The organism is Methylobacterium sp. M6A4_1b, from assembly GCF_053345175.1.
In genome coordinates, this window is sequence record NZ_JBKEZQ010000009.1 from 142979 (window position 1) to 156262 (window position 13284).

A 13284-nucleotide genomic window follows, 5' to 3' on the forward strand; every position below is an offset into this window, starting at 1 on the left:
AGCTCGGGGGCGGTCACGTCTTTTCAAGACTTTGGGAGAAACCCCACATGGCGAAGATCAACAAGGTTCTGGTCGGCGAGGCCCTCGTCGGCGATGGCAACGAGGTCGCCCACATCGATCTCATCATCGGACCGCGCGGTTCGCCGGCCGAAGCCGCCTTCTGCAACGGCCTCGTGAACAACAAGCACGGCTTCACCAGCCTGCTCGCGGTCATCGCGCCGAACCTGCCCTGCAAGCCGAACACCCTGATGTTCAACAAGGTCACCATCAACGACGCCCGTCAGGCCGTCCAGATGTTCGGCCCCGCCCAGCACGGCGTGGCCAAGGCCGTTCAGGATTGCGTGGCCGAGGGCACGATTCCCGCCGACGAGGCCGACGACCTGTTCATCCTGGTCGGCGTGTTCATCCACTGGGAAGCGGCCGACGACGCCAAGATCCAGAAGTACAACTACGATGCCGTGAAGCTCTCCATCGAGCGCGCCGTCAAGGGCGAGCCCACCGCTGCCGTCGTCACCGAGCAGCGCAACTCCGCTTCGCACCCCTTCGCGTCGAACGCTTAGATCGGGGGCAGTCCTGGGCAGAGCGCGCCTCCGCCCGCACCGCGGGGCCTGCTCCAGCGACTGGCTTCCATCTTCCTCGGACGATGAACACATGGCGGGGCGGCCTTCGGGCCGCCCCTCTCTTTTGCGCGGCGTCAGACGCGCAGGCCCCCATTCTGCAAGGCCCCGTCATGGATGGCGGAGGCCACGAGGGCGCCGGCCACGCCCCGGTCCCGCAGGGCCGCGATGTCCGCCGGCCCCCGCACGCCACCGGCCGCGTAAAGGCGGGTCCCCGGGCTCGCGGCCGCCACCGCCGCCAGACGGTCGAGGTCCGGCCCGGCTCCGACGCCGATCCGCCCCAGCGTCATCACGATGACGTCGCGCGGCCAGTGCGCCGGCGTCTCGTGCAGGGCGGCCGGCCCGAGGGCTTCGCCGTCCCGCGTGTCGAGGGAGAACACCGACCGGTCGCCCAGGGCGCGCACGAGCCCGGCATCCGTCTGGCTCTCGCTCCCGATCACCGGCCGGCCGAGCCCGGCGTTGAGGAAGGCCTCGACCCCGGCCGCCTCGGCGAATCCCGCATCGACCCAGAGGATGGTGCCGGGGCAGGCGGTCGCGATGGCGGACAGGCTCGCGTGGTCGGGCGCGGCCCCGTCGACGATCGCATCGAGGTCGGCCACGTAGAGGATCCGGGCCGGCACGGCCCCCAGGAGCCCGCGGGCCACGTCCGCCGGCGCCGACCCCTTTGCCAAGGGCGTGACGATCGGGGCATAGGAGGCGCGGTCCCCGGCCCGCGCCCGCACCACGACTCCGTGGCGCAGGTCGATCACCGGAATGATCTCGAATTCGTCCGCCATCCGGCTTCCTCCCGCGTTCAGGCCCGCCCGTGACACCACCGTCTGGATCTCCTGCATCTGGATTTCCTGCATCTGGAGCGCCCGCCGATGCGCCCGTGATCGGCTGGGATCTCGGCGGGGTCCATGTCAAGGCGGCCCTGGTCCGCGACTCCCGCGTCATCGACGTGGTCCAGGCGCCGTGCCGCCTCTGGCGCGGCCTGCCCGCCCTCGACGAAACCCTGGCGCAGTTGCCCGACTGGGCACGCGGAGCGGCCGACCACGTCGTCACCATGACGGGGGAACTCACCGATTGCTTCGCCGGCCGAGCCGATGGCGTGCGGCAGATCTCCGCCTGGGCCGAGACGCGCCTCCCGGGGCGCGTCCGGATCTACGGCGGACGCTCCGGCCTCCTCGCACCGGCCGCGGCCGCGGCGCACGCGGCCGACATCGCCTCGGCGAACTGGCACGCCACCGCGGCCCTGATCGGCCGCCACGTCGCCGACGGGCTCCTCGTCGATATCGGCTCCACCACGGCCGACCTCATTCCGATCGCGGCCGGGGCGCCCGTGGCGGCCGGCTACAGCGACGCCGAGCGCCTGGAGACGGGGGAACTCGTCTATACCGGCGTGGTGCGCTCGCATCTCGTCGCGCTGGCCGACCACGCCCCGTTCCGGGGCCGGCGCACCGGGCTGATGGCCGAGACCTTCGCCACGGCCGCCGACATCCACCGCATCCTCGGCGACCTGCCGGAGGGCGCCGACCAGCAGCACAGCGTCGACCTCAAGGGCAAGTCGATCCCCGAGAGCGAGACCCGGCTCGCCCGCATCATCGGCCGCGACCGCGACGAGGGCAGCGCCGCCGAGTGGCGCGCCCTGGCAGCCCATTTCGCAGAACAGCAACTCCGACGTCTGCACGATGCGGCCGCCCTGGTGCTCTCGCGCCGGCCCCTGCCCGACGCGGCGCCCGTGGTGGTCTGCGGCGCCGGCCGGTTCCTGGCCGAGCGCCTGGCCGCCCGCCTCGGCCGGCCGGCCCTCGCCTTCACCGGCCTCGTCGCCGGCCCCCGCGCCGAGGCCGCGACCGACTGGGCCTCCACCTGCGGCCCCGCCGTCGCCGTGGCGCTGCTGGCCGCCGACCCATCCTGATTTCCCGGAGAGAGATCCCCGCATGAGCACGCCCCAGAAACTCGCCCGCATTCTCGCGAGCCGCTCCAGCGGCGGCATCGAGCTGGCCATCGCCACCGAATCCGGCCAGACCCTTCGGGTGCTGGCGACGCAGGACCAGATCGACATGCTGGTGGACGAGCTGGAGGACATCCTGAACTCGCCCGAGGAGCCCGAGTCTCCGGAGCCGCCGGCGGCGGCGTGAGGTGCAGGGGGCCGCGGGCTCTCGTGGTGAGAGCTTGACAGCTCGGCCCCGTCCGCTTGCGCCCCTTTCAGAACCCTTCGGAAGGTCCGCTACGCGGGAGCTTGAAAAAGGATGCGCTACGTCTGGGTGAAGTGAGGAGCGGAACGTCCGCTTCGGGGCGAAAGGCCAGGATCCGCTCTCTAACCGATCCGGCACATCACGCGCGGCGTACCCAGCCTCCAACACTCACCGCAGGAAATCCCCGAAGGACCGGGGTCCGTCCGGCACCTTGATCTCGCCCGTCACCTTGAGCGTGGTCGAGTCGATCACGCTCAGGGTGTTCGAGCCCCAGTTCGCCACGGTGAGCGTCTGGCCGTCGCGGGAGGCGGCGATGCCCTCCGGGTGATCGCCGACCTCGATCGCCGCGACGTTGGTGAGGGTCTTCAGGTTGAACACCGTGACCGTGCCCGAATACTGGTCGGTGACGAAGCCGCGCGGACCGGCCAGAGCCACCACGTAGGGGCGCTCGCCCGTGGTCACCCGGCCGATCTCGTGCCGGCCGGGCACGTCGATCACCGAGACGTCGTTCGAGGTGACGTTGGCGGTGTAGGCGCGGGCGCCCTCGGCATCGAGGGTGATGCCGAACGGGTGCTGGCCGACGGGGATCTTCTGGACTTCCCGGGCCGTGGCGACGTCGACCACCGAAACCGAATCGCCCTCGCGGTTGGCCACCAGGAGGGTGGCGCCGTCGGGCGTCACGGCGATGCCGGAGGGCGAGGCGCCGACCTGGATCTCGGTGTCGAGCTGCGCACCGTCGGGTGAGACCACGAAGATCCGGCTGCCGTACCAGTCGGCGACGTAGACCGCGCCGGATTTCGGATTGACCGCGATGCCGAGGGGGCCGCCGGGCAGCGCGAGGGTGCCCGTCACCGTGCGGGTGGCGAGATCGACCACGGCGAGGCCCGGTCCCTCGGGTCGGGTGACGAAGGCGGTCCGGCGGTCGGGGGACAGGGCGATGCCGGCGGGCGCGCCGTCGATCGGCACCTGCGCGGCCACGGTGCCGGCCTCGAGGTCGACGATCGCCAGGGTGTTGGCGCCCTGGGCGGTGACGAGGGCCTCGTCGGCCCGGGCGGGCGCGCCGAGCAGCAGGAGACCGAGGAGAGGGCCGGCGAGGCGCCGGCCCGTCCCCTTGCGCGATGCGATCAAGAACCGCTCTTCTCGATCTTGGCCTTCAGGGCGTCGAGGCCGGTGCGATAGAGGCCGCGCACGGCCTTCTGCGAGGCCTCGTCGTTCAGCTCGGGCGGCGGATCGTTGTTCATGTAGCCGCGATAGAAGGCGCCGTCCCAGGCGACCTTGGACTTGCCGCCGCCGGCATCCTCGACCTTGAGGGTGGAGGAGTAGTCGTTCACCGGCAGGGTCTTCACGTCGACCTTGGTGATCCGGTACGAGTAGCTCATCTTCTCGGCGGAGTACTTGTACAGCTCCTCGTCCACCGTGGCGCCGCCCTTGAGCGTCAGCGTGCGGGTGGCCTTGACCTCGTTGCCGCCCTTGCCCTCGGTCTTCTCCACCGGCGGCAGCCAGCTCATGTCCTGGAAATTGCCGATCACGGCCCAGACCTTGTCGGGCGCAGCATTGATCTCGACGGTCTCCTCGACCTTCTTGCGGGTCGGGCCGTGCGCCTGGGCGCCGAACGACACCAGGGCGAAGGCCGCCACGGTCGTCAGAGTGAGAAACTTCATCGGGTCTTCGTCTCCTCGGGAAAGCACATTCTACGGTGCTGGGGGGGAACGCTCGAGGATGCGATCGTCGCGGCCGAGGGCCGCGGCGACCTTGTCCTCGATCCAGTCCCAGGCCTCGCGCTCGGCGGGCCCGGCGGTCTTGGCGACCGCGATGGCGTGGTAGCGCATCTCGGTCAGGATCTTGTCGGGCTCCAGCATGTGCAGGCGGGTGGAGAGGATCGCCGCCTCCAGCACCGCACCTTGCGCCCGGTTGTAGCCGATGAAGGGGACGTGCGCCGCCGCGTGCACCATCCGGCCCCGATAGCGGGGCCGCACCGCGTCCTCCTCCACGGCGGCGACCTCGAACTCGGCATGGCCGAAGCTCTCGGCGAGGCGCCGGCCGGCGATGCGCTCGCAGGGCAGGGTCGGCCAGTCCCGCCGCCCGGTGACGGCGCCGGCGATCACCCGCACGTCGCTGGGGCTGGAGGCGGCGAAGACCGGGTTTTCCGCGAGGTTGAGGATGGTGGGCGAGGGCCGGAACGGCGCCAGGATCCAGTCCGCACCGTCCTGGATCAGCCCGAACGGCACGAGGTGCAGCGACCCGTCGCGGGCGGTGGTGGTGACGACGGTCTCGAGGATCAGCGGCACGGGGTCAGGCCTTCCCTGCGGGTGCGGACGGGTCTGCCGGAGCGGGCTCGTCGGGAACGAACCTGCCGCAGACGATGCGACCGCTCGTCTCCGCGGGAACCTCCGAGAGCGCGTCGGCGGCCCGGGTCTCGCCCGGCCCGGTCGTCGCGGGCGCTGCCGCCCCCGCCTCCGGCGGCGTCGCGTCACGGGCCGCGATCTCGGCGGCGGCGGGGCCGGAATGCTTCGTGTGGCCGGCCTTCTTGAAGGCGGTGGCGTCCTCCACCTCGGCATCGGCCGCCGCCCCCCAGGCCAGGGCCTCGTCCTGCACGTAGCGCTTGCCGAGGCGCCAGGCGGTCTCGGCCTTGGTCAGTTCGCCACCGAGATAGAAGGCGTGGGCGCCGTCGCTCGCCACGTCGCCGGTCCTCTGGAGATCGGAAAAGAAGGCCATCGCGTCGGTGCCGATCGCGTGGAGGTCGCGGTTGAAGAGATGGATGCCGTCCTCGGCCACGGCGATGCGGTAATTCGGGTCCTTCACCTCGGCCGCCTGGGCCGCGATCTCGTCCGGGGTCTGCACATAGGGCCGCTTGTCGTGGAGCGCCAGCAGGGCGCGGCCGTAGCCCTTGGGCAGGGCCGAATCGGCGCGCGCCGCGAACATCACCCGGCGGGCGGCGTCGTGCTCCTCAACGGTCCGGCGGGTGTGGTTGGAGACCTGGACGATGAGCACGTTGCGGATGGCGAGCTCCGAGCACATCCCGACCAGCAGGGCGGTGACCCCGAGGCTGTCGGCCTCGGTGAGTTCGGTGAGGTTGCCGGTCCCCATCATCATCTCGATGCCGGGCCAGCGCCGCCGGGTCTCGTGGTAGCGGGTGATCGATTCCACGAAGCCGAAGTGGATCGGCTCCAGGATCGGGTCGGCCATGTAGGGCCGTCCCGCCCGCTCCATGCGCTCGATGGCGCGGTCGAGGGAGGGCAGGTCGTCGGGACGCACCGGCACCAGCACCGGCACGGCGTCGGTCTCGAAGACCAGATCCAGGGTCTGCTCGTTCAGGCTGAGGAGGTAGTCGGCCCCCGCCCGGGCTCCGCGGGCCAGTTCGTCGAGGGAGAACGAATCGACGCTGACCTTGAGCCCGGCCCCCTTCAGGAGGCGCACGCACGCCTCGAGATGCGGGAAATCGGTGTCCGGCAGGCCGCCGAGGTCGATCACGTCCGCGCCGCGCCGAGCCAGATCGAGGCCCTTGGCCAGGATCTGCTCGGGGGTCATCTTCGAGGCGTCGACGATCTCGGAGAAGATGCGCAGGTCGTGGCCCGAGAGATCGACCTTGCGCCCAGCGAGCCCGAGATAGGCCGGCAGATCGACGATCTCGTCGGGCCCGCGTTCCACCGGCAGGCCGAAATGCGCGGCCAGCGCCTCCGGATTGGCCCGGCAGCGCCCGGGCAGGACGATGCGGGTGGCGCCGTCCGGGATCGTCACCCGACGCCGGATGATCTCCTCCGTCATCAGGGCGGCGACCTTCACGCCGGCATCGGCGATGCTCCAGGCGAAGCGTTCCGGCGGCAGGGTGGCGGCGACCTTCTCCAGGCGCGCCTTGGCCATGCGGCCGGTGATGAAGACCAGATGCTCGGGCGCGCTCATGCGGCGGCCCTCGTCGAATCGAGGCCGGGACCGAGGATCTCGATGCGGCCGGCATAGCGCGCAGCGAAGGCCGGGAAGGCCGCGTCGACGAGGCCGGTCCGGGCGAGAGCGGCCCAGTCCGCGCCCGCCGGACGGTCGACGGACTTCACCAGGCGGCAGCGCGGCGCGCCGATCTCGGCGGCGAGCCAGAGGGCGAGGCTGTCGGAGGTGACGGCCCAGGTCTCGGGAATGTCCGGGTGGCCCGCCTGCAGGGCGACCGGATCCCAGACCGGGACCCGCCCGGCGGCCAGGATGCCGGCGAAGGCCCCCAGGTCGCGGACCGGGACGAGGCGAGGCTCCAACGCCGAGAGGATTTCGGCCATGCGGCCCATGGCGTCGAGGGCGAGGCGGTGAGCGAGGGCGTCGGAGAAGCCGAGGGCGGCCTGGGCGCTGCGCACTCCCTCGGCGAGGGGGCCGCCGCCGGGGACGATGACGCAGGGACCCTCGACGCAAAGATCCTTGATGCAGGAGCCCTCGACGCAAGAGTCCTCGGTGCAAGAGTCCGCGACGCCAGCGGCGAGGCGCGCGAGGCAGGCCCGCAGGCGGGGCGCATCGGCGACGAGGCTGCCGCCGAGCTTCACCACGGTCGGGGCGGCCGGCGCCCGCATCAGGCGGCGTCCCGCCGGGCCGAGGCCCGGATCAGGCGCACGGCCTCGGCCACCCGGACGGGATCGAGGCCCTGCCGTCGATTGCCGGAGGCGCAGAGTCCGCCGCGAAAGCCGAGGTAATCCGGGCCGAGGGCTGCCAGGACCGCGATGTCGGGCAGCGCCAGGGAGCCGGCGAGGCCCGAGACCAGGCCATGGCCGCGGCAGGCGCGGGTGAAGGCGGCCAGCACCGGCAGGGGCAGGTGGTCGGTGAGGCGGCGCCCGTCCTTGCCGGCGGTGTCGATCATGGCGCCGAGAAAGCCGGCGCGGCGCAGGGCCGGCACCAGGCCGGTCGCGTCGCCGGCCTCCGCGAAGAGCACGGCGATCAGGCGGCCGGAGGCCGCCGCGGCGGCCCGGGCGAGATCGTCGGCCGAGGCGTCGCCCCGCACCGCCACCTTCACGACCTCGACGCCGGTATCCGCCATGGCGGCGATGGCGGGAACCAGGGCCGCCCGGTCCGGCTCGCCGGCCACGGCGCTCGTCAGCGACCGGCCGTCCACCCGCGCCACGATGGCGCGGACCGTGGCGGGGGGGAGGGCGCCGAGCGCCCCGCGATCGGGGTCCTTGGCGTCGACGAAGTCGGCGCCCGCGCGCGCGGCGAGGTCCGCCTCCTCCGCGTCGCGCACGCTCACGAGGAGGCGCGGGGCGGGAGCGTCGCCGCCGAAGGACCGGAGATCGAAGGATCGGGGAACGCGGGGTACGGACATCAGCGCGGGTTTCGGTTGCTCGGGGGCCTCGGGGAGACCATCGACGACGCCCGGGTCGGGAAGCGCCGCGCCCGTGATGGCGCGGCCGGGGCAAATTCGGCCTCAAGCTGGCGCTTCCGGCCCGGAGGCGGGCCTAGCGCATGGGCGGGAAGAAGGGAAATCCCCGCCCGTCGAAACGCGGCCCGGTCAGGAGCGGTTCGACAGGGGCTCGGTGAGGAGGCGGTTCTTGACCACCCAGCGCATGGCATGCGCCCAGGTGTCGTCGGTGTCGGCCCGGATCACCACGCGGCCGCCGCGGATGACCTTGCCGGTGGCGGCCTCCGCGATCGTGACGGTGAGGTTGAAGATCTGGTTGGAGCCCTTCTCGACATAGCCGCTGACCGCGAGATCGGCCCCCAGGGTCTTGGCGATGGCCGCGGCGCAGCCGTCGCACTTGTAGAGGGGCGCCTGCTTGGCGATCTCGGCCGCCTGGGGGGCGACGTCGACGGGCTCGACGCTGTCGGCCAGCGCCTTGCGCAACTCGTCGGTGACGAGGCCGAGGCGCCGCACTTCGTCCGGCCGGGCCTTGCGGCCGCCGACCACGCCGGGGTCGAACAGTTCGACCCCGAAGATCGCGGCCTTCTCCGGTGCGGCCCGTGCGGGTCCCGCGAGAGCACCGGTGGCGAGGAGGGCGGCGAGGGCGAGACCGAGCGCTGAGCGGACCGGAGACGGGGCCATGGGCGAAGCTCTCCGCTGGAGGCGGGGACAGGAAGGATCACGGGAACGCGCCGGACGCCCGCGCGATCCCACCGGTACGTCCGTTCCGCGAGATCTGCCCGGAAACGGCCCGGCCCGCAAATGGCGCCGCGGCGCCGTGTTGAGCGCAAGGTTTCCCGCGCGACGCCCTTAGGAACCGCTTAGCAATCCGTGATTGAGCGCGGCGGCGCAATGTTGTTAGCCTCTGCGCCACATGCACAGCCCCGCACGCTTCCTCCTCGCCCCGCTCGCCCTCAGCCTCGGGCTGTGCGGCCTTTCGCCGGCCTCGGCCCAGGAGCCGGCCGCACCGGCCATCGCCCCGAGCGAGACGCATATCGGCCTGATCTATCGGCCCGAGCCCGCCCCCTCCTCCTACGACGCCGAGGCGGTGCCGGAGGACGAGGGCGTCGCCGGCGCCCGGATGGCGGTCAAGGACAACAACAACACCGGCCGCTTCACCCAGCAGACCTACGTGCTCGACGAAGTCGCCCTCGACGGGGACAAGGAGGCCGTCGCGGCGGCACGGGACCTCGCGGGGCGGGGCATCCGCTACCTCGTGGTGGCGCTCCCGGCGGCCGAACTGCTCGCCGTCGCGGACGCGCTGAAGGGCCAGGGCGTCACGATCTTCAACATCGCCGCCCCCGACGACCGCCTGCGCGGGGCCGATTGCCGCCGCAGCGTCTTCCACGTCCTGCCGAGCCGGGCGATGCAGACCGACGCCCTGGCGCAGTTCTTCACCCTGATGCGCTGGCGCAAGATGTTCCTCATCGTCGGGCCGGCGGAGAACGACCGGCTCTATGCCGACGCCTTCAAGAACTCCGCCCGCAAGTTCGCCCTGAAGATCAACGCCGAGAAGCCCTGGACCTTCGGGCCGCTCGCCAAGGCGCGGGGCGACACCCCGACCCGGTCCGAGGCGATGGTCTTCACCCGGGGGCTCGACTACGACATCGCCGTGGTGGCCGACGAGGCCGGCGACTGGGGCGACTACGTCCCGTTCCGCACCGTCGACCCGCGCCCCGTGGCGGGTACGCAGGGGCTGATCGCCACCACCTGGCACCCGATGCTGGAGACCTGGGGCGCGGCCCAGGCGCAGAACCGCTTCCGGCGGCAGTCGGGGCGGCTGATGCGGCCCCTCGACTATCAGGCCTGGGCGGCGGTGCGCTCGGTGGGGGAGGCGGCGACCCAGAAGAAGACGGCCGACCCGGCGATCCTCGCGCCCTATTTCACCGACCCGGCCTTCAGCCTGCCGGCCTACAAGGGCGTCTCCCTGAGCTACCGGCCCTGGGACCACCAGCTGCGCCAGCCCATCATCGTGGTGCAGCCCAGAGCCATGGTCTCGGTGGCGCCGGAACAGGGGTTCACGCACCAGCGCACGCCGCTCGACACCCTCGGCATCGACCTGCCGGAGACGACCTGCAAGTTTCCCGACTGATGCCGTCACGTTCGCGCGAGGCCCGGGCCGTCCGGCTCCCCTGCGGCAACGCGGTCCCCCGTCCGCTTGCGATCCCAAGCTCCCCGTGAGAGGGGGCTGCACTATAGTAACGCCCAAACAATCGTGCGCGAGCGATTCTGCGCCCACGCAACAACGATGGCCCCGAGGAGGAACCCCATGAGCCGCGGCTTCAGGGCAGACGCGTCCGGATCGATCCTGGGCCTGGCGCTGCTGGCAGGCACGTCACTGGCCCATCCGGCGCAGGCTTACACGGTCTACGTCACCAACGAGAAGGGCAACTCGGTCAGCGTCATCGACACCGAGACGATGGCGGTCACCGGGACCTGGAAGGTCGGCCGGCGTCCGCGCGGCGTGACCACCAGCAAGGACGGCAAGGAACTCTTCGTCTGCGCCAGCGACGACGACCGCATCGACGTGCTCGACACCAGCACGGGCAAGGTCGTGCGCTCCCTGCGCTCGGGGCCCGATCCGGAGCAGTTCATCCTCGGCCCGACCGGCAACCTCCTTTACGTCGCCAACGAGGACGACAGCCAGGTCACCGTCATCGACATCGAGAAGAACAAGGTCATGGCCGAGGTGCCGGTGGGCGTCGAGCCCGAGGGCATGGGCCTGTCGCCGGACGGCAAGATCCTGGTGAACACCTCCGAGACCACCAACATGGCCCACTTCATCGACACCACGACCTTCGCGGTGATCGACAACGTGCTGGTCGATGCGCGGCCGCGCTTCGCCGAGTTCACGGCGGACGGGAAGTACCTCTGGGTCTCGGCGGAGGTCGGCGGCACCATCAGCATCATCGACGTCGCCTCGCGCCGGGTGATCAAGAAGATCAGCTTCAAGATCCCGGGCGTGAACGACGAGGCGATCCAGCCCGTCGGCATCCGCATCACCAAGGACGGCAGCAAGGCCTTTGTGGCGCTCGGGCCTGCCAACCGCATCGCGGTGATCGACGCCAAGTCCTACGCCGTGGAGAAGTATCTCCCCGTGGGCCAGCGCGTCTGGCAGCTCGCCTTCACCCCGGACCAGAAGCTGCTGTTCTCCACCAACGGCTCCTCGAACGACATCTCGGTCGTGGACGTGGCGGCCGAGAAGGTGGTGAAGAGCATCCCCGTCGGGCTTCTGCCCTGGGGAGTCACGGTCTCGCCGAACTAGGCACGCGCGCCTCCCCGACGGGGAGGGGAGACCCGCGAGAGCGACAGCGACGACCGCTCCAAGGCGGCACCGTCCTGGGGCAGCACCGCCTCCGGGCGGCCAACGGGAGGACAACACATGAAGCGGACGATGCGGCGCACCGCCCTTGCCCTGACCGCCCTTGCCCTGGCGGCGTGCCTCGCCACCGGCGCGGCCTGGATGGCGCCGGCCCAGGCCCTCGACCTGACGAAGAAGCGCCAGAACCTGCCCGACCTCGTCCTCGGCAACGAGGAGGGCAACGACTTCGTCGTGGAGAACAAGGAGATCGAGCTCGAATCCGGCAAGGCCTACCGCCTGCGGATCGTCGCCAAGGGCCGGCAGGAGTACAAGTTCTACGCGACCGAGTTCTTCCGCAACATCTGGTTCAACCAGATCGTCATCCAGCACCTGGAGATCCACGGCAGCGGCCCGCCGGACCATTTCGAATTCGACGATCCGGGCGAGATCGCGATCGAGTTCGTGGCCATCCGGCCCGGCGAGTATCCCTGGTCGGTCCATGGCCTCGAAGCCAAGGGCATGACCGGCAAGTTCATCGTGAAGTAGGACCCCGTCGATGCGCGCGCCCCCGTTTCTCGCCCTCTCCGTCCTCCTCGCCCTCGGGAGCGTCGCCGCCCGCGCGGACGACAAGGCCGCCTGCATGGACGGCATCGCGATGATCAGGGCCGAACTCGCCAAGACCGCCCCGGACGCCAAGACCGCCCCGGACGCCAAGACCGCCCCGGACGCCAAGACCGCCCCGGACGTCAGGCCCGCCCCGGACGTCAGGCCCGCTCCTGAGGCGATCCAGCCCAAGCTCAAGAAGGCCCTGCGGGTCGCCGAGCGCGAGATGGGGGAGGGCGAGTTCGACGAGTGCCTCGATGCCGTCGGCGACGCCAGGCGGGCGTTGAAGCCATGAGTTCTGGAGAGAGTTCTGGAGAGCGCGCGAGCCCCGCCCTCGACGTCGCCCAGGTCAGCCACCGCTTCGGCGCGCGGGCGGCCCTGTCCGACGTCTCCCTCAGCGTCGCGCGCGGGCGCTTCACCGCCCTGCTCGGGCCGAACGGGGCCGGCAAGACGACGCTGTTCTCGGTGATCACCCGCCTGTATTCGAACCAGGATGGCCGGGTCTCGATCCTCGGCCATGCCCTCGACCGGGAGCCGAGCCGGGCGCTCGCCCGCCTCGGCGTGGTGTTCCAGGCCCGCACCCTCGACACCGATCTCACCGTCGCGCAGAACCTCCTCTACCATGCCAGCCTGCACGGCATCGCCCGCAAGGCCGCCAAGGCGCGGATCGCCGCGCTCCTCGATCGCGTGGGCTTGAGCGACCGGCGCGACGACAAGGTGCGGACCCTCTCGGGCGGCCAGTCCCGGCGCATCGAGATCGCCCGCTCGCTGGTGCACGAGCCCCGGCTGCTCCTCCTCGACGAGCCGACCGTGGGCCTGGACCTCGAATCGCGCGCCGACATCGTCGCCATCGTCCGCGCCCTGGTGCGGGAGGAGGGATTGTCGGTGCTCTGGGCGACCCACATCTTCGAGGAGATCGACGCGTCCGACGATGCGGTGGTGCTGCACCGGGGCCGCGTCGTCGCCCGCGGCACCGCCGGCTCCATCGCGCGGGGCGACGAGACCCTGGAGGCGGCCTTCCGGCGCCTCGTCGCCGAACCCGCGCGGGCTGCCGCATGAGAAGCGACGTCGAAGCGGCCGCATCCAACCCTCCCCCCTCCGCGGGAGAGAATGGTCGCGGAGCGACCATAAGAGGGGGCGACCTCTCCGGAGATGGCGCCCCCCTCATGCGGGACTTCGTCCCGGCCCGACCCGCGCTCACGCGTGGGCCATCCTCCCCCG

General features: G+C 71.5%; 16 protein-coding genes. 8 read left to right on the plus strand and 8 right to left on the minus strand.

The window, feature by feature from the left end; all coding sequences use genetic code 11:
- Window positions 1-47 precede the first annotated feature (47 nt).
- Complete coding sequence (fae, locus tag ACLBWX_RS11680) at window positions 48-560, plus strand: formaldehyde-activating enzyme (protein WP_056220318.1); 513 nt, start codon at window positions 48-50, stop codon at window positions 558-560.
- 134 nt (window positions 561-694) lie between these two features.
- Here fae and ACLBWX_RS11685 read toward each other — a convergent pair whose 3' ends face one another.
- Window positions 695-1393, minus strand: coding sequence for a HisA/HisF-related TIM barrel protein (locus tag ACLBWX_RS11685; protein WP_447677264.1), 699 nt, complete (start codon window positions 1391-1393; stop codon window positions 695-697).
- A 95-nt stretch (window positions 1394-1488) separates the two neighbouring features.
- Here ACLBWX_RS11685 and ACLBWX_RS11690 point away from each other — a divergent pair, with 95 nt between their 5' ends.
- The gene (locus ACLBWX_RS11690; RefSeq protein ID WP_447677225.1) at window positions 1489-2514 is read left to right on the plus strand and encodes a hydantoinase/oxoprolinase family protein; all 1026 of its coding nucleotides are present in this window, start codon (window positions 1489-1491) and stop codon (window positions 2512-2514) included.
- A 22-nt stretch (window positions 2515-2536) separates the two neighbouring features.
- On the plus strand, window positions 2537-2737 hold the full coding sequence (locus tag ACLBWX_RS11695; RefSeq protein ID WP_447677226.1) for a hypothetical protein: 201 nt from the start codon (window positions 2537-2539) through the stop codon (window positions 2735-2737).
- A 225-nt stretch (window positions 2738-2962) separates the two neighbouring features.
- Here the strand turns inward: ACLBWX_RS11695 and ACLBWX_RS11700 are convergent, their stop codons facing one another.
- The 7 genes from ACLBWX_RS11700 to ACLBWX_RS11730 form a co-directional block, all read right to left on the minus strand.
- Entirely contained in the window at window positions 2963-3865 is a 903-nt protein-coding gene (locus ACLBWX_RS11700; RefSeq protein WP_447677265.1) for a beta-propeller fold lactonase family protein, read from the minus strand.
- Window positions 3866-3918: 53 nt separating this feature from the next.
- Window positions 3919-4455 carry an SRPBCC family protein gene (locus ACLBWX_RS11705; protein ID WP_056469097.1) on the minus strand — a complete coding sequence of 179 codons (537 nt, stop codon included), beginning with the start codon at window positions 4453-4455 and terminating at the stop codon, window positions 3919-3921.
- Between the two features lie 30 nt (window positions 4456-4485).
- On the minus strand, window positions 4486-5082 hold the full coding sequence (locus ACLBWX_RS11710) for a DUF447 domain-containing protein (protein ID WP_447677227.1): 597 nt from the start codon (window positions 5080-5082) through the stop codon (window positions 4486-4488).
- Window positions 5083-5086: 4 nt separating this feature from the next.
- Window positions 5087-6694, minus strand: coding sequence for a DUF6513 domain-containing protein (locus tag ACLBWX_RS11715; RefSeq protein WP_447677228.1), 1608 nt, complete (start codon window positions 6692-6694; stop codon window positions 5087-5089).
- Window positions 6691-7341, minus strand: a complete 651-nt coding sequence (locus ACLBWX_RS11720) for an amino acid kinase family protein (protein WP_447677229.1) — start codon at window positions 7339-7341, stop codon at window positions 6691-6693. The genes ACLBWX_RS11715 and ACLBWX_RS11720 overlap by 4 nt, the downstream gene beginning before the upstream one ends.
- Window positions 7341-8084 carry a (5-formylfuran-3-yl)methyl phosphate synthase gene (locus ACLBWX_RS11725; RefSeq protein ID WP_447677230.1) on the minus strand — a complete coding sequence of 248 codons (744 nt, stop codon included), beginning with the start codon at window positions 8082-8084 and terminating at the stop codon, window positions 7341-7343. The genes ACLBWX_RS11720 and ACLBWX_RS11725 overlap by 1 nt, the downstream gene beginning before the upstream one ends.
- A gap of 186 nt (window positions 8085-8270) precedes the next feature.
- A complete protein-coding gene (locus ACLBWX_RS11730) occupies window positions 8271-8801 on the minus strand; it encodes a DUF3280 domain-containing protein (protein ID WP_447677231.1) in 531 nt (176 codons plus the stop codon).
- Window positions 8802-9033: 232 nt separating this feature from the next.
- On the opposite strand from ACLBWX_RS11730, the gene ACLBWX_RS11735 reads away from it, so the two are divergent.
- The 5 genes from ACLBWX_RS11735 to ACLBWX_RS11755 all read left to right on the plus strand — a co-directional run bounded on the left by ACLBWX_RS11735 (window position 9034) and on the right by ACLBWX_RS11755 (window position 13122).
- A complete protein-coding gene (locus tag ACLBWX_RS11735) occupies window positions 9034-10251 on the plus strand; it encodes an ABC transporter substrate-binding protein (protein ID WP_447677232.1) in 1218 nt (405 codons plus the stop codon).
- 177 nt (window positions 10252-10428) lie between these two features.
- Window positions 10429-11424 (plus strand): YVTN family beta-propeller repeat protein, encoded by a 996-nt coding sequence (locus ACLBWX_RS11740; RefSeq protein WP_447677233.1) that lies wholly within the window; start codon window positions 10429-10431, stop codon window positions 11422-11424.
- A 117-nt stretch (window positions 11425-11541) separates the two neighbouring features.
- Window positions 11542-12006, plus strand: coding sequence for a hypothetical protein (locus ACLBWX_RS11745; RefSeq protein ID WP_447677234.1), 465 nt, complete (start codon window positions 11542-11544; stop codon window positions 12004-12006).
- Window positions 12007-12016: 10 nt separating this feature from the next.
- A complete protein-coding gene (locus ACLBWX_RS11750; RefSeq protein ID WP_447677235.1) occupies window positions 12017-12358 on the plus strand; it encodes a hypothetical protein in 342 nt (113 codons plus the stop codon).
- The gene (locus tag ACLBWX_RS11755; RefSeq protein ID WP_447677236.1) at window positions 12355-13122 is read left to right on the plus strand and encodes an ABC transporter ATP-binding protein; all 768 of its coding nucleotides are present in this window, start codon (window positions 12355-12357) and stop codon (window positions 13120-13122) included. The genes ACLBWX_RS11750 and ACLBWX_RS11755 overlap by 4 nt, the downstream gene beginning before the upstream one ends.
- Window positions 13123-13284: the final 162 nt, after the last annotated feature.